The 19716-nt window shown below is 37.9% G+C and carries 21 protein-coding genes; 9 read left to right on the top strand and 12 right to left on the bottom strand.

Annotation, left to right across the window (positions count from 1 at the left end; genetic code table 11):
* The first annotated feature begins 137 nt into the window (after positions 1-137).
* From G7050_RS04110 to G7050_RS04095, 4 genes are all read left to right on the top strand, one after another.
* Entirely contained in the window at positions 138-503 is a 366-nt protein-coding gene (locus G7050_RS04110) for a YraN family protein (RefSeq protein ID WP_166111583.1), read from the top strand.
* 68 nt (positions 504-571) lie between these two features.
* Positions 572-937 carry an MmcQ/YjbR family DNA-binding protein gene (locus tag G7050_RS04105; protein WP_166111580.1) on the top strand — a complete coding sequence of 122 codons (366 nt, stop codon included), beginning with the start codon at positions 572-574 and terminating at the stop codon, positions 935-937.
* A gap of 11 nt (positions 938-948) precedes the next feature.
* Positions 949-1320 (top strand): MmcQ/YjbR family DNA-binding protein, encoded by a 372-nt coding sequence (locus tag G7050_RS04100; RefSeq protein WP_166111577.1) that lies wholly within the window; start codon positions 949-951, stop codon positions 1318-1320.
* 5 nt (positions 1321-1325) lie between these two features.
* The gene (locus G7050_RS04095) at positions 1326-2057 is read left to right on the top strand and encodes a biotin--[acetyl-CoA-carboxylase] ligase (protein WP_166111574.1); all 732 of its coding nucleotides are present in this window, start codon (positions 1326-1328) and stop codon (positions 2055-2057) included.
* Here G7050_RS04095 and G7050_RS04090 read toward each other — a convergent pair.
* On the bottom strand, positions 2054-2722 hold the full coding sequence (locus G7050_RS04090) for a DNA alkylation repair protein (RefSeq protein WP_166111571.1): 669 nt from the start codon (positions 2720-2722) through the stop codon (positions 2054-2056). The two genes, G7050_RS04095 and G7050_RS04090, sit on opposite strands and share 4 nt — an antisense overlap.
* 3 nt (positions 2723-2725) lie before the next feature.
* On the bottom strand, positions 2726-3028 hold the full coding sequence (locus G7050_RS04085; protein WP_166111568.1) for a Dabb family protein: 303 nt from the start codon (positions 3026-3028) through the stop codon (positions 2726-2728).
* Between the two features lie 190 nt (positions 3029-3218).
* Between G7050_RS04085 and pepE the strand changes: the two genes are divergently transcribed.
* The 3 genes from pepE (at position 3219) to G7050_RS04070 (ending at position 6529) form a co-directional block, all read left to right on the top strand.
* Positions 3219-3932 carry a dipeptidase PepE gene (gene pepE / locus G7050_RS04080; protein WP_166117633.1) on the top strand — a complete coding sequence of 238 codons (714 nt, stop codon included), beginning with the start codon at positions 3219-3221 and terminating at the stop codon, positions 3930-3932.
* Between the two features lie 122 nt (positions 3933-4054).
* Positions 4055-6130 carry an HD family phosphohydrolase gene (locus G7050_RS04075; protein WP_166111566.1) on the top strand — a complete coding sequence of 692 codons (2076 nt, stop codon included), beginning with the start codon at positions 4055-4057 and terminating at the stop codon, positions 6128-6130.
* 30 nt (positions 6131-6160) lie between these two features.
* On the top strand, positions 6161-6529 hold the full coding sequence (locus G7050_RS04070) for a hypothetical protein (protein ID WP_166111563.1): 369 nt from the start codon (positions 6161-6163) through the stop codon (positions 6527-6529).
* Positions 6530-6576: 47 nt separating this feature from the next.
* Here G7050_RS04070 and G7050_RS04065 read toward each other — a convergent pair whose 3' ends face one another.
* The 7 genes from G7050_RS04065 to G7050_RS04035 form a co-directional block, all read right to left on the bottom strand.
* The gene (locus G7050_RS04065) at positions 6577-6891 is read right to left on the bottom strand and encodes a chaperone modulator CbpM (RefSeq protein WP_166111560.1); all 315 of its coding nucleotides are present in this window, start codon (positions 6889-6891) and stop codon (positions 6577-6579) included.
* Between the two features lie 7 nt (positions 6892-6898).
* Positions 6899-7825: a DnaJ C-terminal domain-containing protein gene (locus tag G7050_RS04060; RefSeq protein ID WP_166111557.1), complete on the bottom strand. Its 927-nt coding sequence runs from the start codon at positions 7823-7825 to the stop codon at positions 6899-6901.
* A gap of 78 nt (positions 7826-7903) precedes the next feature.
* Positions 7904-10273 carry a penicillin-binding protein 1C gene (gene pbpC / locus G7050_RS04055; protein WP_166111554.1) on the bottom strand — a complete coding sequence of 790 codons (2370 nt, stop codon included), beginning with the start codon at positions 10271-10273 and terminating at the stop codon, positions 7904-7906.
* 15 nt (positions 10274-10288) lie between these two features.
* Positions 10289-11101: an endonuclease/exonuclease/phosphatase family protein gene (locus G7050_RS04050; RefSeq protein ID WP_255499254.1), complete on the bottom strand. Its 813-nt coding sequence runs from the start codon at positions 11099-11101 to the stop codon at positions 10289-10291.
* 152 nt (positions 11102-11253) lie between these two features.
* Positions 11254-11775 (bottom strand): gamma carbonic anhydrase family protein, encoded by a 522-nt coding sequence (locus G7050_RS04045; RefSeq protein ID WP_166111548.1) that lies wholly within the window; start codon positions 11773-11775, stop codon positions 11254-11256.
* A gap of 119 nt (positions 11776-11894) precedes the next feature.
* Positions 11895-13679 (bottom strand): aminopeptidase P family protein, encoded by a 1785-nt coding sequence (locus G7050_RS04040; protein ID WP_166111545.1) that lies wholly within the window; start codon positions 13677-13679, stop codon positions 11895-11897.
* 104 nt (positions 13680-13783) lie between these two features.
* Complete coding sequence (locus G7050_RS04035; RefSeq protein ID WP_166111542.1) at positions 13784-14134, bottom strand: polymer-forming cytoskeletal protein; 351 nt, start codon at positions 14132-14134, stop codon at positions 13784-13786.
* A gap of 183 nt (positions 14135-14317) precedes the next feature.
* Here G7050_RS04035 and folB point away from each other — a divergent pair, with 183 nt between their 5' ends.
* Together folB and G7050_RS04025 are read left to right on the top strand one after the other, a co-directional pair.
* Positions 14318-14671, top strand: coding sequence for a dihydroneopterin aldolase (gene folB / locus G7050_RS04030; protein WP_166111539.1), 354 nt, complete (start codon positions 14318-14320; stop codon positions 14669-14671).
* Positions 14672-14695: 24 nt separating this feature from the next.
* Entirely contained in the window at positions 14696-15226 is a 531-nt protein-coding gene (locus tag G7050_RS04025) for an RNA methyltransferase (RefSeq protein ID WP_166111537.1), read from the top strand.
* Between the two features lie 94 nt (positions 15227-15320).
* Here G7050_RS04025 and G7050_RS04020 read toward each other — a convergent pair whose 3' ends face one another.
* The 3 genes from G7050_RS04020 to G7050_RS04010 all read right to left on the bottom strand — a co-directional run bounded on the left by G7050_RS04020 (position 15321) and on the right by G7050_RS04010 (position 19611).
* Positions 15321-16559, bottom strand: a complete 1239-nt coding sequence (locus G7050_RS04020) for a 3-deoxy-D-manno-octulosonic acid transferase (RefSeq protein WP_166111534.1) — start codon at positions 16557-16559, stop codon at positions 15321-15323.
* Positions 16560-16663: 104 nt separating this feature from the next.
* Positions 16664-18181, bottom strand: a complete 1518-nt coding sequence (gene gltX / locus G7050_RS04015; protein ID WP_166117632.1) for a glutamate--tRNA ligase — start codon at positions 18179-18181, stop codon at positions 16664-16666.
* A gap of 236 nt (positions 18182-18417) precedes the next feature.
* A complete protein-coding gene (locus G7050_RS04010; protein WP_166111531.1) occupies positions 18418-19611 on the bottom strand; it encodes an aminopeptidase C in 1194 nt (397 codons plus the stop codon).
* Between the last annotated feature and the right edge of the window lie 105 nt (positions 19612-19716).

Below are 19716 nucleotides of genomic sequence, written 5' to 3'. Positions count from 1 at the left end.
ATAGCTGACAGTAAACGCCGGAATTATTGGTTATAATTCCGGCGTTTTATTTATATTTGAGATCACAGACTTGTTTATAGGATTATGTTTACCTAAATGATAATAAGATCTGAGAATTTAATTCTAAAATTTAATAAATGGCTCAACATAACGATCTCGGCAAAAAAGGTGAAGAGCTAGCTGAAGCGTATCTAGTTCAAAATAACTACCAGATTATTCAACGTAATGCAATATACGATAGGAATGAAATAGATATAATAGCTTCGAACTCAGAATATATTATTTTTGTGGAAGTAAAAACCCGGTCTTCGGCTTATTGGGGAAATCCCGAAGAAGCTGTTTCGGCTACAAAGATCAAAAGGATTGTTGCAGCGGCAGACTTTTATCTGAATGAGAAGAATATAAATAAACCTGCAAGATTTGATGTAATAGCAGTCGTTATAAATAAAGGATCTATTGATATAGAACATATAGAAGACGCTTTTTTTGCACCTTTAAACTAGTAATAATGGACAGCTAAAAATTAGAGGAGCTTTTTTTTGATAACTGTTGACAGATAATTGATAATAATATGGATATAGAGCATGTGAGAGAATATTGCCTCTCGATAAAGGGAGCAGAAGAATGTTTTCCTTTTGACGAGACGGTATTGGTCTTTAAAGTAATGGGTAAAATGTTTGCCTATATGAGTTTGGAGCGAAGAGACGAAGGCTTTATGCTAAACCTTAAATGTGATCCCGAAAAGGCTGTTGAGTTAAGAGAGAAGTATGAATGTGTACTTCCCGGATATCATGCCAATAAAAAATACTGGAATTCTGTTTTTATAGAACAGAATATGCCGGACGATGAACTTAAATATTGGATAGACCATTCAGTAGCCGAGGTCATTAAGAAACTACCTAAGAAGCAACAAGCAGAATATGCTGCTATGGATTAAAACCAAGATGTATGAATATAGAAGAACTGAGAGAATTTTGTTTGTCGGTTAAAGGGGCTGACGAATCATTTCCTTTCTTAGACGATAGAATATTAGTCTTTAAAGTAATGGGTAAAATGTTTGCTTACGTAAATATTGAACCTAAAGATGCATTGTTTAGAGTGAGTATAAAATGCGATCCGGATAAGTCGGTAGAGTTGAGAGAACAATATGAAGGTGTTATGAATGGTCAGCATACTAAAGCATTAGAATGGAATTCTATTTGTTTGGAGAGCGATGTCCCCGATGACTTGATAAAGGAACTCATCTTACATTCGGTAGATGAGGTTATCAGGAAGTTACCGAAAAAGTTACAAGCAGCGTATGCATCAATAGAAAAATAATATACATGAAAGATCCTTTATTTATTTACTTGGAAGAAGTGACATCTACAAGCCTTTATCTGAAAAACATCAGTAATGTAAAACCGTTACTAAATGGAAGCACAGTTTATACTGATTTTCAAACAGCCGGACGGGGACAGAAAGGCAATTCATGGGAATCGGCTAGGGGAAAAAATTTGATGTTCAGCACGATTCTGTATCCTATCGGCTTGAAAGCTGATCGTTCTTTTATCGTATCTCAGATAATTTCGTTGGCTATTAAAGACGTGCTTGAGCAATACACGGCTGATATATCTATAAAATGGCCTAACGATATCTATTGGAAAGAAAAAAAAATAACAGGTATTCTTATCGAAAATGATATTATGGGTGATGAGGTCGAAAAGGCAATTGTAGGAGTTGGAATTAACCTCAATCAGGACGCTTTTATCAGCAATGCTCCTAATCCCGTATCTTTGAAGCAAATCACAGGTAATTCTTATCTCGTAAAAAATATATTAAAGCAAGTACTGGAGCGATTGATGTTTTATTATGAGAAACTACAATCTCCTGAGGTGATAAAAAATCAATATAAACAATCTCTATTTAGAAAAGAGGGACTTCACCTTTTTGGAGATGCAGATACTACTTTCCTTGCAGAAATATATGATGTAGAAGACTCCGGTCTATTAGTCTTAAGACTAGAATCAGGTGAAATCCGTAAGTTTGGCTTTAAAGAGATTAGATATATTCTTTAGTGACCATAGAAAAACTCAAACTCAAATGACAGGCTGTCGTATATCTCTTTTTTGATTGGATTTTCTGAATCTTTAAAGATGATAACCTTTTCCAGAATTTGATCAGCCAATTGAGGAGTAACCTTTCCTGCATTCTTCAAAAACAGATTTGCAGCATTGCGTAACGATGTATTTTCAGAAGAGATATCCTCCCAAATGTATTGAAATGTATCTAATTGTATGGTACGATTGAATGCTTTCGTAAGCAAACGTCTTACAATAAGCCAATATCCGGTAGACCTTACATTTTCATCCTCACTGTTTATCCATTCTATACCTATATTATCAGCAAAGTCTGTCGTTTGAAACAAGTTTACACAAATCTGCTCTCTTATCTCTTGATTAGGAATTTGTGCAACCCATCGATTGGCAGTTTCTATTGTAAACAAATCAATAGGGTAGAGTAGTGTTGCCAATATTTTCAATTCACGTGTACCATCTAGCCAAAGAACTTCAGCCAAATCTCTATCGGATCCATAACGGGCAGCTATCTCCTTAATCTTTTGTATCGATACACCAAAATTGAGCTTGTAATTAAGCCCGTAACCTCTCATGCTCGCCGAAGCAATGCCGTTCATTGCCATACGGCATCGCTTGCGAATATCTCTTATAATTTCTTCCTGCATGTATCAAATTTCATAATCCACAGCTATACGGCTGCTTACTGCTTCTTTCACAAAAGGTAATACGGCTTGATGCAAAGGGTGATTTTGATAAAAATCTAAAGCCTCTTTAGAAGCAACCTCTGAGTAAAGGGCTACATCGTAATTTGCGGCAGATTCAAGAAAATTAATACCTACCTCTACTTTAACAAGACCTTCAATTTTGCCGTTAAGAGCTTCGAGCTTTTCTTTGATCAACGATGCGTTTGTAGCTTTGTCATTTCCGTGAGCTTCCTCTTTGAGTTTCCAGAATACAATATGTTTAACCATTATCTAGTTTTTTTGGATAATTAATAAGCAAATATATAGAAAAACAATGATTAGAAGAGTTTAATCTGATGTGTTTGTATACTCTTTGATAGTTTAAATAGAGGTAGATCACTAAACTTTATTTCGCAATATGCACTACGCCAACCATATTATACTTAAATTTGTATAGAAATTACCAATAATTATAATGATGAAATTATTATTACTAAGCAATTCAACTAATCCGGGAGAGCCATATTTGAGCTATCCTAAACAAACAATCAAGCAGTTTTTAGGAGATAAACCTCTCAATATAGTGTTTATACCTTATGCAGCAGTAACTTTTTCTTACGACGAGTATGCTGCAAAAGTAAATGACAGTTTGCAAGAAGTCGGAATTCAGGTAAAAGGAATACATACTTTTGTTAATGCAAAAGAAGCTATTCGTACCGCCGATGCCATTATGATAGGTGGAGGAAATACTTGGAAATTAACCAGAATGCTTCAGGAAAATGGTCTGATAGATCTTATTCGTGAAAAGGTGAATACTGGTACGCCTTATATCGGATGGAGTGCAGGTTCTAATGTTGCGTGTCCTACTTTAAGAACAACCAATGATATGCCTATTGTAGCACCTTTAAGCTTCGAGACATTGAATTTAGTTCCTTTTCAATTGAACCCTCACTATCTGGATGCTCATCCTGAAAATCATGGTGGAGAAACACGCGAAATGAGAATAAATGAGTTCATTATCGAAAATCCAGATATTTATGTGGTAGGTTTGAGAGAGTCTACTATTCTACATTTCGAAAACGGAAAGTTATCGTTGATAGGTGATCGCTCGGCTCGAATATTCAAGTTTGGAAAAGAACCCTATGAATTGACATCAAAAGACGACTTCGATTTTCTGGTAAATATGAACTAAAGCTTATAGTAAATAGTTACTATAACGATGCATCACAATAGATAGTACGATTAGAGTATCGAAAAACGACTTCATTATTGCAAAAAAGCTGTAAACAGGTCAGAAAACTTAATTATATTAATATGGGATATTTAAATAAGAAACTAAGAATACCAACCCCCACCTTTTTTATATTTGCAATTATACTTATTGCATACTTCTCGCCCAGAGAGAGTAAGGTAAGTTATAATGAAAGCGAAGGTAAACCTTGGAGGTATGGACTTGTGACTGCTCCTTTCGATTTTCCTATTTATAAGGACGAAGCACAGCTGGAACAGGAACGCGATAGTATTCTAAAGGAATATATCCCCTATTATAGTGTTGATAAATTCAGGTCGGAGCGAGCAATAACCCTGTTCACGAATGATGCACAGGCTGCCGAAACTCCTGCGGCATATATTCAGTATGTGCAGCGGAAAATGAAGGAAATTTATCAGGCAGGGTTAATTTCTGCCACAGATTACGATAAGTTGGAAGACAGTAATCTAAAGCAGCTATATTTGATTAATGAAGATAATGTGGCCACTATTCGTAATGTAAATTCGTTTTATACCTCGAAGCTGGCTTACGAAAAACTAATAAATGACCTCCCTGACAACCTGCAATTGTATGTTATTCAATCGCTAAATCTAAATAATTATCTATATGACAATGTTATTGCAGATAATGAATTGTCGAAGAAAGCAAAGGACGAACTATTGATGAAGGTTCCTTTTGCCGAAGGAAATGTTCTGTCGGGGCAAAAAATTATAGATAGAGGTGAAATTGTAACATCAAAAACAGTACATATCCTTAATTCCTTACAAAAGATTACCGAGCAGAAAGAGGGATCGGGAACCCGCAAAAATTGGATGGTCGTAGGAGATGTTATACTCATTGCGGCACTTATAATGGCATTCATGACGTATCTGATATTTTTCCGTCCCAGAGAGTATTACGATCGGCGTAACGTCCTCTTTATGTTGACAATGATTGTTGTACTATGTGTGCTGACTGGAGTATTTGTCAAATTAGGATTCAATGTATATATCATTCCGTATGCTATGGCGACAATAATGGTACGTACATTTATCGATTCACGTACAGCCATGCTTATACACTTGATAACGGCTATTATCTGTTCGTTGATGGTGCCCTTTCCTCAGGAATTTCTTTTATTACAGATTCCGGTAGGCTTTATGTGTATCTTTAGTTTGAAAGATTTATCTGAAAGATCACAATTGATTAAATCTTCGTTCTTCATTTTACTCACATACGCCTCTCTTTATATCGGTGTTACTTTGGCTCTTAAGGGCGATATTAAGCAGATAGATCCTTTGATGTTCCTGTATTTTGCGATTAACTTTATGTTTGTAATGTTTGCATACTTATTGGTTTATATCTGCGAAAAAGTATTCGGTTTTATTTCGGGAGTAAGTATGATCGAGTTATCCAACATCAATAAACCCCTTCTGCAACAACTGTCGGAAGTGGCACCGGGTACGTTTCAGCACTCTATGCAGGTATCCAATTTGGCGGCGGCAGTGGCTACCCGTATCGGAGCAAATGCACCGCTGGTACGTACAGGAGCTTTGTATCATGATATCGGTAAGATGACAAATCCTGCTTACTTTACTGAAAATCAGATTCCGGGAATGAATCCCCATGTGGGACTTTCTTATAAAGAGAGTGCTAGAATAATAATAAACCATGTACCTGAGGGAATAAAGATTGCCCGTAAATATAATTTACCACAACAGATAATAGACTTTATAGCGACTCATCACGGAACGGGAAAAGTAAAATATTTTTATAATTCATATAAAAATGAACATCCGGATGAGGATGTAAGCGAAGCCGATTTTTCGTATCCGGGTCCTAATCCGTTTACCAAAGAAACTGCTATCTTAATGATGGCTGACACAGTAGAAGCAGCATCCCGCAGCTTGAAGGAATATACCGAAGAGTCCATCTCTCATTTGGTAGACAAACTTGTGGATTCTCAAATGCATGATGGCTTATTAAGAAATGCTCCTATTACTTTTAGGGATATTGAGATTGCTAAGAATATATTCAAGGAGAAATTGATGACCATATATCACTCCCGTATAGCTTATCCGGAGTTGAGTAAAGAAGCCGAGAAAAATATTGAAGATGCAGCCGAAAAAGGAACCATATAGATTTTAAACACACTAAATAGTATTGAAGAAATGGATATACCAAAGCCATTAAGAGTTGTAAGTATAGTACTGATTGTACTAGGAGTTATCAGATTAGTTGCCGGAGCCTTAGGCTTGATTGGTTTAAGGGGCTTTTTTGATGAAAATCCTAATTTAATAACTCAACTTATAATTGAGAATTTTATTGCAGGACCGCTGATCTTAATTTCAGGTTTGCTATTGTTGAAAGGTAAAGCCTTAGGGCGTTTTCTCTTAATACTGGCAGTAGCAGGATCATGGATTGCCAGTTTTGTTATATCAAAAGAACTAGGTATCGGTACTCTGGTTATATTTGGAGTATTAATTGCGATCTTGTTTTTGGAAGACAATATAAAATTATACTTCTCGAATAAGGACTGATAACCGCATTCTATTTAATAAAAAAAGGCATCAATCGATGCCTTTTTTTATTCGTCTATATCTTCCCATATATCGCTGAAGCGTGTCGAATGCAATTTCCGTAGAGAATAGAGTTCTTGCTCCATAGTCTGCACCTTTTTCAACAGGTTTTGTATCACATCTATACCCTCAATATTGATTGACAGGTCGTAATACCAATTCGCAAAACGCTCTAAATCGGGTAACTGAGACTCTCTTATATATTGTTCACCTTCGATGATTTCCAATTCTATTAGTCCCTCGTTTTCCAACAGATCAATAAAAGATGGTTCTACCTGTGAATTACGGCAATATTCTTGTATTATAATTAGTTCTGTTTTCATCGTGATATCATTTTGATTGATAACTAGCCAGTTTCTTGAAGAGCTCTTTTTGCTCCTCATTCAAACCTGTTGGTACTTGTACATTATAAGTGATGTAGAGATCACCGAAATGCCCGTCTTTTTTATATACAGGAAATCCTTTTCCTTTTAACCGAACCTTAGTTCCGTTTTGAGTTTCGGGCTTAACTTTCAGTTTGACTTTTCCCGATAAAGTGTCGATAAGGGTTTCACCACCCAATACGGCAGTGTACAGATCTAATGACTCGTTTACATACAGATCGTTGCCTACACGTTTGAATACAGGGTCTTCTGCTATAACGAATGTTATATACAGATCGCCGTCGGGACCTCCGTTTGCACCCGGTCCACCTTGTTTGGGTAGTTTAATAACTTGTCCGTCGGCAATACCGGCAGGAACGGTTATTCGTATATTTTTGCCATTTACGGCAAGAGTTTGTTTATGGGTTTCCGCAGCATCTTTTAGACTGAGATGCAGTTCGGCTGTATAGTCTTGTCCCTTGAAGCCGTGAGACCTTCCAGAACGTGCACCACCGCCTCCTCTGTTTCCGAATAGAGATTCAAAGAAGTCCGAAAATTCGCTGTCATCGCCGGAATAACTGTAGCTTGCACCGCCGCCAAAACCTCCGAATCCTCCACCAAAACCTCCGCTTTGAGCTTGTTGTTGACGGGCTTTCTCGTATTCTTCGCCATGTTGCCAGTGTTCGCCGTATGTATCGTATTTTTTTCTTTTCTCGGGGTCGCTTAAAACTTCATTAGCCTCATTTATCTGCTGGAATTTTTGATGCGCCTCTTTGTCATCCGGATTCAAATCAGGATGAAATTTGCGTGCTAATTTTCGATATGCCTTTTTGATATCATCAGCTGAGGCATCTTTTTTTAGCCCTAGTACATTGTAATAATCAATAAATGCCATATTTTATTTAGTTTATGTTATTAACATTTTGGGTTACCTATTCGTTCAATAGCTCACAAAATAAGCATGCTTACGTAATTATTTTACAGTAAAGTTCAGAACCAGCGAACTACCAGTTTCATCTACCACAGTCAATTTATGTTTACCTATTGCCGGTGCTAACTCTTTTTTGTGAAAATTTTGAGTTTCGCCTACATAAGTATCATCCAGATGCCAGAATACTTTGGTCTGCGGGTTGCGATGTGCCAACTCAAAAACCACTTTACCGGGCGATCCGTCCAATTGTTTGGGTATGCTTATTACACCATTGGCAAACGGATATATAAACTCCATTGTTTTGGTCTGGTCTTCATCCATACATTCGGGCGAAAATGGCGGAAGCATCTGATAAGACGGATGCTGTTCCTTATAAAACCATTCCCACGAAGGTGGTAAAACAAACCACGAAGTCTGTATTATACCTCTGTTTCCGGCACAATTTTCATATACCCTGTATTTATAATCTTCGGATACATTTATCCTGATATGGAAATTACAAGCATCGGTTTCCGTTCCTTTTTTAGTAATCCATATTGTATCGGCAGATGTTTCGGGGCAATTTACTCCCGTCAACATACCACTTTCTTTACACACTTCGACTTTTGTAAGATCATTTTCCGGAGTAACAAACCAACGGGAGGCAGGTAATGAATTGAATATATCGAACATTACCATTCCGGCAGTACGTGCTCCTGTTAATCCCGGACGACCTTCTCCGTCAGAATTTCCCACCCATACGCCTACGGCATACTTGGGATTGACTCCTACTGCCCAACCGTCGCGAAAGCCAAAGCTTGTACCGGTCTTCCATGCAATTTTTTGCATAGATGGTATTGACCTCCAGTCGATCTCCTCAGGACGATTTACATTCGTCAGAGCATCAAAGGTCAGCCAGATAGCACCGGCTTCGAATAATGGTCTCGTAATACGTTCAATCGGTTCATTATTATCCTCGTTGTAGATATACGAGATCGGTTTGTGCTTCCAGTAACGCTGTTCCCGATTGTAATCGTTCAAAGATTGTGCCATATGAGCATACATCGAGGTAATGTCCCATAATTTACCTTCGGCACCTCCCAGAATAAGCGAAAGTCCGTAAGTATCAGGCGAACGTGACAAAGTTGTCATACCTGCATCTTTCAATAAAGTATAAAATTTAGGTATTCCGTATTTACGCAGTGATACAACAAAAGGAATATTCAACGAACGAGCCAATGCTTCGGATGCTGGTGCAGCTCCGTCATAATTCAAACTGAAATTTTTAGGACTAAAGCCATTTATATTGATTGGTATATCAGCTAATAGTTGGTTGGGGAGTATTTGCCCATCCTGAAGCATTGCACAATAAAGAAATGGTTTTAATATACTTCCGGTGCTTCGTGGTGCCTGAATAACATCCACCTGATTGGCTGAGATGCTTTTGTCGAAATTGACGTTTCCACAATAAGCAACCACTTCGTTTTTCTCAATATCAATAACTACAGCTGCAATATTGTTTATTTCATTCTGTGCGAATTCGGCATTCCATCTTGATAGAATATTTTCAACAAGTAACTGCTGACGTTTATCGATGGTGGAACGTATGTGTTTACCGCCTTGTTCCACATATATTTTAGTAACAAGGTGAGGTGCAATTTGAGGTAAAGCATAAGGTTCGAAGGGTAGTGGTTCAGCTATCGAAAGCTCATAATCGACTTCGTCAATGATACCCTTTTCCTTTAGATGTTTAAGTAGGTTGTTTCGTTTGTTTAAGAGTTTCTCTCTGTTGCGACCAAAGTGCATAATTGCAGGAGAATTAGGCAGCACGGCTAGAGTGGCAGCTTCTGCCCATGACAAGGTAGAAGATTGATGTCCGAAATATCGCCACGATGCGGCTTCTATTCCAACTACATTACCGCCCATAGGGGCATGAGAGGCGTATAGGCTGATGATTTCGTCTTTTGAATACGAAAATTCGAGACGGGTAGCCAATATCATTTCGATAAGCTTTTCGCCGAAAGTTCGTTTCTCCTTTCTCGATAGGCGGATTGTTTGCATCGTAATGGTACTAGCTCCGCTTACGATACGTTTTTGAGTGATATTTTGCTTAATAGCTCTGAAAAGAGAAACCGGATTGATTCCCCAATGGTATTTGAAGTATTGGTCTTCGAATTGAGTTACGCAAACGCGGTACTTTTCAGGTACGGAATCGACCGAAGGAAAACGCCATTGCTGATCGTTGGCGATACGTGCTCCTAAGAGTTCGTTTTCTCTATCGGAAACAACGGTGCTGTATGGAACATCAAAGAGTGGAGAGGGTAGACAAAAGATATACCAGATAACTAAAATAGTACATGCCGGAATGGCTATCTTATATTTAAGTTTGGCAGTTTTATATCTGTTTATCCACTCTTTGATCTTCTGTTTCATGGATGGTTATAACCTTTACTTTTTGAATTCAACTTCGGCTGCTACCGGATAATGATCCGAAGGGATACGGGGCAGGCTGTTTTTATCCCAATAAATATCGGTCAAAATACCATAGCGTATAACTTTAAAGTCGTTGTTGACAAATATATGGTCTATACGCTCATCTGTTTTTCGGGTTAAATTGAAAGAGTTAAAAGTTCCGTTGTTAGCATACTTAATAGGCGATAGTTCGTAAGTATCACGTATCTGATGCGTGGTGTTCAATAACAAATAACTGTCGCTGGTTTGATCGTCATTGAAATCGCCCGTCAATATAACAGGTTTTTTACCAGCTATTTTTTTTATCTTTTCGAGAATCAGTTTAGCTCCTTCTTTGCGTGCTTTAACTCCTACATGATCGGTGTGTACATTGAAGATGTAGAATTCTTTTCCGGATGTTTTTTCTTTAAATTTACCCCATGAACAGATGCGGATACATACGGCATCCCATCCCATATTGGGTTTCGAAGAATTATTGGCTAACCAGAAATTACCCGAATCGAGTAACTTAAACTTGTCTTTTTTGTAAAATATAGCAGAATATTCTCCTGCCTGCTTACCATCGTCACGACCTACACCGATATAGTCCATCTCAGGCAATTGTTCTTTCATATTCTCCAATTGATGATATAACCCTTCTTGTGTACCGAAAATATCGAAATTATGGTATTTTACCAGATTACAAACTTCGGGTAGACGTTGTTTCCATCCGTTTCCGTTTTTGGCATCGTCCGAATTGGCATCATTACGAATGTTGTATGTTGCCACAGTCATTGTTTGGGCGTTCATAAAATATGAACAGCTTAGTATACAGAGTATGAGTAAAAATTTAGCTTTCATTGTTTATCAGTTTAGTGTTTTATTTGTGAAGAAAACGGAACTAATTTAATAAAAAAGCTCCGTTTTGTATTTATGTTTTGCTATAATTAAGATATGAGTCTTTACTCTTCATCTTTGAACCAACCCGAATACATCAGATAGTTCTTAGCTATTTTTTGATTCATTTCTTTAGCCTGTTCAGCGTCTACTTTCTTTACGAATTTAGCAGGAACTCCGGCATAAATACTTCCCGGTTCGATGATTGTTCCACTCAGTACTACCGATCCGGCAGCTACGATAGAACCTTCGCCTACCACTGCATGATCGAGAACAATGGCTCCCATACCGATCAAAGCACCGCTTTCTATTTTAGCGCCGTGTATTACTACATTGTGACCTATGGATACATCATCGCCAATTTCAACAGTTGACTTTTGATAGAGAGTATGTAAAACCGTACCATCCTGAATATTCACACGATTGCCTATGCGGATTGAGTTTACATCACCACGAAGTACAGCATTAAACCAAACGCTGCAATCGTCACCCATGATTACATCTCCTATAATTGTTGCATTATCTGCCAAAAAAGCATTTTTTCCTATCTGAGGTGTAAATCCTCTAACTTCTTTTATTAAAGCCATTTTTTTAATTCCATTTTAAGTAATCTGAAAATTATTACTGCATTTTATCGTAGGGGCAGACCTGTGTGTCTGTCCTATTCGGGCGAACACATAGGTTCGACCCTACATCATGCGTAATATTATATTGCTTTTGTTTTATCTTTCAGCCATTCTTTTTCTTCAGTAGAAAGACTGGGCGATAAACGGTCGTATACATATTGATGATAATTATTAAACCAAGATATCTCATCTTTAGTCAACATTTCTTTAATTATCGGTGTAGTATCTATCGGGCAAAGTGTAAGCGTTTCAAGAGAATAGAATGCTCCGAACTCGGTTACACAATCTTCTTTTGTTAATACTAGATTCTCGATACGAATACCGTATTGATTAGCCCGATACAATCCCGGCTCGTTGGATGTTACCATGCCTGGTTGTAATGTAGTTGGATTTTCATTCATCCGTATGCTTTGAGGACCTTCATGTACATTGAGGAAGTGACCTATTCCGTGTCCTGTTCCATGTAAATAATTGAGTCCGTTATCCCATAAGGCTTTTCTTGCTAATATATCAATCTGGCTACCTCGTGTTCCTTCGGGATATTTACAAGTAGCTATACCAATGTGACCTTTAAGTACCATCGTATAGTCTTTTTTCATTTGCTCTGTTAAAGCACCTACAGCAACAGTACGCGTAATATCGGTAGTTCCATCAAAGTATTGTGCCCCTGAATCTATCAATTGAAGTCCTTCGGGTTTAACTTTTGCCGAACTTTCGGGCGTTACATGATAGTGAACAATAGCTCCATTAGGTCCATATCCTGCAATGGTATCGAAGCTTTCGCCTACATATAAGTCTTGTTGACTTCTGTATTCGGTTAGCTTGTCTACAATAGTCATTTCTTCGACTTCGCCTGTTGGTACAGCCTTTTCGAACCACATGAGGAATTTAACTAAAGCAACACCATCTCGTTGCATAGCATTGCGAATGCCTTCTTGCTCAGTCTCATTCTTTTTGCTTTTCATAAGATCGGCAGGAGAAAGAACATCTATTATCCGACTCATCTTCGGTATTTTATTATATAAAGCAAAAGATACTTTAGAACCTTGTAAGCAAATCTTGGTATGTGCAGGAATTGAGCTTACATAATCGAAAATCTTATCGTAATCGGCTACCTGTATATTTTCTTGTTTGAAATACTGACCCATTTCCTGAGTCAATTTCTTTGGATTGATAAATATTACCGTCTCCTTTTTTGAAACATAAGCAAAGCAAACAGCTACGGGGTTACACTTTACATCATTGCCTCTGATATTAAATAACCATGCAATAGTATCGAGCGATGCTACCAGAAGCGAGTCTGCTCCTTGTTTCTCTATTGTAGAGCAAACTTGTGCTATTTTTTTAGATGCTTTAACTCCGCTGTATTTTACAGGAAGTTCAAAAATAGTATTTGTTGGGATCTGAGGTCTGTCTTTCCAAATTTCAGCAAAAGGATCATAGTCTGTTATCAGATGCAATCTGTTCATTGTTAATTTGACGTTTAATTGGAAAGCTTCGCTCGCAGCATATACGTTACCGTCTATACCAACACTATTTCCTTCGGAGAGTTCCGATATTAACCATTCTTCAATAGTTGGAGTTGTAGGTAAGCCTTCTCTAAATAGGTCGATACCCGTGTTATCGAGTTGTTTTGCTGCTTGAAGAAAGTAACGTGAGTCAGTCCATAAACCGGCTTTATCTCGTGTAACCACGACAGTACCCGCCGATCCTGTAAATCCGCTAATCCATTCCCTCGAAGCCCAATGCGCAGCCGGATATTCACTCAGATGTGGGTCGGTACTTGGGATTATAAACGCATGTAATTGTTTTTCTTCAAGAAACTTTCTTAGAGAAGCCAGATGGCGTTGTATTGGGTTTGCCATGATTTGTATTCTTTTATGTAGTGAAATTATATCAGTTGACAAGCAACAGTTAGCATTTAACAATTTTATTGCTAGCTATTGGCCGATAACTGTTAACTGAGTATTTAGCTCTTCATTTTGCAGGATCCCGTAAAGCGGGCTCCGGGCTCTATCTCTATAACTTGTGTAGTTATATCTCCGATGAGGTTTGCTGTAACTCTAAGTACAATTGTATCTTCACATAATATATTGCCTGATACCTTGCCTAGTAAGTCGAGAGTTTGGCATTCAACATCGCCCGAAACATGACCATTGTTGCCAATGATGATTTTTCCGCGACTGATGATATTACCTTCAATAACTCCATCGATACGAATGTCATCCTGTGTTACAAGGTTTCCAGTCAGGACAGTTCCTGCTGACAATACATTATGCATGCCACTGGGGGCCGGTGCAATTTCCTTACGATTTAGCATATTTCAAATTATAAGTAACATTAAATATTTATAGTTGGATTTTACCCCATAATGGTCTCTGGTTACTATGCTTACCAAACTATTAAAAAGGACTGAAACCTTAATTGAGATTATATGAGATAACAAATGTAAAAAAAAAACTTAGCTTTGCACCTCTATTTTTCTACTAATATATATTAGGATATGGAAACTTACATATTGCTTGAGAACGTTGAGATGTATGCCAATCATGGAGTCTTTCCTCAGGAGACACTCGTTGGTAATCTCTTTATTATCAATTTGAAACTGAAAGTCGATTTTGAAAGTGCTTCTAAGTCAGATGATTTGGATGAAACTATCAGCTATGCTGAGGTTTTTGATCTCGTAAAAAAAGAAATGTCTATTCCGTCTAAGCTGCTAGAACATGTTGCCGGACGCATCGTCAGAGTGTTAAAAAAGACATTCCCTAAAATTGAACAAATAGAACTAAAAATCTCTAAACGAAATCCACCCGTTGGAGGTCAGGTCGAGTATGCTAGTGTAATGATCATCGATTAAAGGTCGCAGACCTGTTTGCAAATTATGAGAAAGTTAAAAATAACCGAATTAAATAGGATTTCCCCCGACGAATTTAAAGAGACTGCTAAGATTCCTTTAGTAGTTGTGTTGGATAATATCAGAAGCTTGAATAATGTAGGCTCAGTGTTCAGAACTTCGGATGCTTTCCTTGTTGAAGCAATCTATCTGTGCGGAATAACTGCGATACCTCCCAATCCTGAAATACATAAGACCGCATTAGGTGCGGAACATTCGGTGGAATGGAAATATTTTGATGATACTGTAAAGGCAGTAGAGAGTTTGAGGGAAAATGGATATACTGTTTTTGCTATCGAACAAGTCGAGAACAGTACTATGTTAGATGACCTTCAATTAGATTCTCAAAAGAAATATGCCATAGTAATGGGCAATGAAGTAAAAGGTGTACAACAAGCCGTAGTGGATGCTTGCGATGGATGTATTGAGATTCCTCAATATGGAACAAAGCATTCGTTAAATGTATCTGTAACTACCGGAATTGTTATCTGGGACTTTTTTAAACAACTGCACTCTTAATGTTGACGGTTGCCCAATTGTTTTGGTTGGTCTCGTTTGTAAGTCACTTATCGCTAAGTAGTATATTTAAGCAATTTAAATTGCGAAGAAACGATCAGTCTTTCAGATTAATAATCTGCATTACCTTTGTAACTACACCTGCGTTGTCCTGTACATATCGTCCTGCATGATTTCCGGCAGAAGTTAAGACCTGAGGGTATTCTACAAATTCATTCATCAGACTCCAGAAGTTTTCTTCATCCTGAATCGGATATCCTCCACCTTCTTCGATTATTTGATGAGCCTCTCTGAATTTCTTAAAGTTGGGTCCAAAAAATACAGGAATGCTGTATACAGCAGCTTCCAATATATTGTGAATTCCTACACCAAATCCACCGCCTACATAAGCAATTTTACCATATCCGTATAGTGATGATAATAAGCCAAATGAATCTATAATAAGACAATCATATTGATGCACATTTTCTAATGTTGCTTTAGAATAACGAATCGAAGGGCGTTTCAAAATGCTTTCGATATAGTTTAAATGAGCTTCGTGTATTTCGTGAGGAGCAATGATTAATTTCAACTCCGGAGTGTCGTTGAAATATTTTACAAATATATCTTCATCTTTTGGCCATGAGCTTCCTGCGACTAGCGTCATATGCTTTTCCCCCTTTTCGTTTTTGCTGAATGCCTCGGCAAGAGGAAGAGGTTTGGCATTGTTTTTTATTTCGAGAACCCGATCAAAGCGAGTGTCTCCGCAAACTTCAACATTAGTTACTCCTATATTATTGAGCAGTTGTTTCGAATTTTCGTCTTGTACGCAAATGCACGAGTAAAAATGAAGCATCTTTTGATAAAGTCTTCCATACCATCTGAAAAATATCTGATTGGGGCGAAAGATTGCCGAAACCATGTAAATAGGCGTGTTTCTTTTGTTTAGCTGATTGACATAATTATACCAGAATTCGTATTTTATGAAAATTGCCATGTAGGGATTAGCCAACTTAAGGAAACGTTTTACCTTGCTTTTTCTGTCGAATGGCAGATAACATACTATGTCAGCCAAATTATAATCCTTACGAACTTCGTATCCCGAAGGAGAAAAGAATGTGAGAAGTATCTTATAGTGTGGATGTTTTGCCTTTATATCTTCAATAATGGGTCTACCTTGCTCAAATTCACCCAAAGAGGCGGCATGCAGCCAGATGTATTTGGCGGTGGGATCTATTTCGGCTTCAAGTTTTTTGAATACATCTCTGTGTCCCTTCACCATCAATCGAGCTTTTTTATGAAAAGGAGATATGATGTATACGACAAAAGCGTAAAGACCTATTATAAAATTATACATGCTTAAGCTCTGTAAGTAAAAGATAATATTTAATCATATATTATTGGGTTATAACAGACTATAGTTTTCTTATGTCTGCCAAAGCAATACAACGGTCTGAGACCTTATTTGATTTTAGATATGGCAGTTTTCAGTCGGGCAAGAGTTTCTTCCTTGCCTATTGTAGCTGTGATGTCGAACATATGAGGACCTTTCGACTCGCCTACGATAGCCAGTCTGAAAGCATTCATTATATTACCTAGATGATATCCTTTATCTTCGATCCATTGCTTTACAATTTCTTCCTGATTGTGTGCCGAGAAGTCGGAAATTCCATTTAATACGTCACACAGTTCACCTATCTGAGCCGATGAATCTTCCTTCCAACGTTTTTTGACTACTTTCTCATCGTAGCTATCAGGTGCTTTGAAGAAGAACGAAGATTGATCCCATAAGTCAGAGATTAAGTTTGCACGTTCTTTGATAAGACCTACAACCGTTTCGATATATTCAATATTGGTATGGATGCCTTCTTTCTCTAAAATAGGGGCAAATAATTTAGCTAATTCTTCATTTGATGTAGCTTGAATATATTGATGGTTGAACCATTTTCCTTTTTCGAAGTCAAATTTTGCACCGCTCTTGCTACATCTCTCGATAGAGAATAGCTTGATAAGTTCTTTCATTGACATAATTTCCTGATCATTACCGGGATTCCATCCTAATAAGGCTAGGAAGTTGACAACGGCATGAGGCAGATATCCGCTTTCTCTGTATCCCGAAGATACTTCCTGAGTTTTAGGATCAGTCCAAAGAAGAGGAAATACAGGGAAGCCTAAACGGTCGCCATCGCGTTTGCTTAGCTTTCCTTTTCCATCAGGTTTCAGAAGTAAAGCAAGGTGTGTAAATTTAGGCATAGTATCCGCCCATCCAAAAGCTCTATATAACAATACATGTAGAGGGGCAGATGGTAACCATTCTTCGCCTCTTATCACATGCGATATTTCCATTAAATGATCATCTACAATATTGGCAAGATGATAGGTGGGTAAATTGTCAGCCGATTTGAACAAAACTTTATCGTCAAGTTCCGATGAGTTTATTACCACATTACCTCTGATAAGGTCTTCGACAGTAATATTTTCGTTGGGTTCTATTTTGAAACGAATAACGTAGTTTTCGCCTTTGTCGATCAATTCCTGAACTTCTTCTTTCGATAAAGTCAGCGAGTTTCTCATTTGACCTCTCGTAGAAGCATCGTATTGAAAGTTTTCGATTTCAGCTCTTTTGGCATCCAGTTCGGCAGGAGTGTCAAAAGCCATATAAGCAGCACCTTTATCCAGAAGAATATCCACATATTCTCTGTAGATATGTTTTCTGTCCGATTGTCTGTATGGACCATATTTTCCACCAATGTGAGTTCCTTCATCAAAATTCAGACCTAACCACGTTAGTGCCTCAATGATGTAATCCTCGGCACCCGGAACGAAACGTTGCGAATCTGTATCTTCAATCCGAAGAATAAAATCTCCACCTTGCTGTTTAGCAAAAAGATAGTTATACAGTGCTGTGCGTACACCTCCGATGTGTAATGGACCTGTGGGGCTGGGAGCAAAACGCACCCTTACTTTTGAACTCATAATGATAAAAATATCTGTGAATCGAATTTGAAAAAATGGATACAAAAATAGGCAAAAAATATCAATAAAAGATAGAAAAAGGTCGAAATGTAGAACTGGCAGGTTCAAGTGCCGAATGTGGCTGATTAATTTAGATAGGTACGAATAAGGGCGTATGATTATACGCCCCTATTGCCTGCGGTGTGATTTTTATCACTCCTATATATGTTTTCGTCAAACTTTACTTACAGTCTAAACTCTTAATATTTCAATTTCGAGGCAATGTCTTTAGGTACAGCTTCTTTGTTTACAACAAAACTGATTGTTTTGTATTTTACAAAAGCTTCGGATGCATACCATATCCCTTTGTAAGCACCGGCTTCACCCCAAGAGTTCTTTACCAAATAGTATTTAGTTCCATTTTGATCTTTTACGAGACCGAAAATCTGCATACCATGGTCATCGGTCGTTTCGTAATTGTCAAAGCCCTTTTGACGTAGTTCTTGCGTGATGGCAAGTTCTTTAACAGGACCTTGTTCAATTTTCTTTTTGATAGTTGAGGTTTTTTCTGTAGCAGATAAACCTAACCAATGTGCTTGATCTGAACCGATGTTTTCGGGAGCACTGTCATCAGGAACGACAGCTATTCCGTTGCGCGAAAAACCAATTTCGCTTACATCCGAAGCCCAAGCTACAGTGTAGCCTTTTTCGAGGGCGTTGTCTATGATTTTTATCATATCATCCAAAGGAACATTGTACGACAATGCCCAACGCCAGTTGTCGGGGACCTCTACTGCAAAAGGTACGTAAAACGGATGGTGTGTAAATGATGTGAATGACACATAGTTATTGCTGTTTAAGCCTAACTCCTGAGCAAAGCTTTGAGGAGTATAATTTTTTCCTTTGTATGTGAAGCTCTCAGGTTTTGCTCCTAAGTAAGCATCAAGGATACCTGTAAAGCCGTTGTACCAAGCTGTTGAAAGCTTTTTGTTACCGTTTTTCATTACCCCGTTGATGTATCCGGTAAGACCATCAGCCATTTCGCCGTGTTTGTGTCCCGTTTCTCCATAGCTGAGTCCGGGCATAGCAGCGTCAGGTACAACTCCGTACTCATTAATTGTTTCAATAACATCGGCAAACGAACCGCCTTGTGCAAAGTTAAGGCTTCCGTTCAAACGGATATATTTTACTGCTTTATCTTCATAATTGCGGCGTACGATATACATTTCAGAAAGATCTTGTTCGCCTTTTCCCATCCTCAATAGTTCAGACTCTAAAAAGCCGACACCCGAGAATGACCAGCATGTACCGCTGCTTCCCTGATTTTTTATAGAAGTTATGGGATTCTGTTTTACTACCGAGAACTGATAGCCGGATGATGCCGTGCTGTCTTTTTGTGCCCATGCTGATACAGCCATCAAGAGAGCAACCGATGCGACAAAAAGTTTTTTCATTTTATGTTATTTAAATTAGATACGATTACTTTATTGCTATGTTTCTTAATTAGAACTAACAATTGTTACTAAGCTTGCCAAAGCAATAAAAAGGTCTGAGACCTT

The sequence above is a fragment of the Dysgonomonas sp. HDW5A genome, assembly GCF_011299555.1.
In the GTDB taxonomy this organism is placed as follows: domain Bacteria; phylum Bacteroidota; class Bacteroidia; order Bacteroidales; family Dysgonomonadaceae; genus Dysgonomonas_A.
The sequence above is the reverse complement of the archived record's forward strand: the minus strand, read 5'-3'. Positions and strand labels throughout refer to the sequence as shown.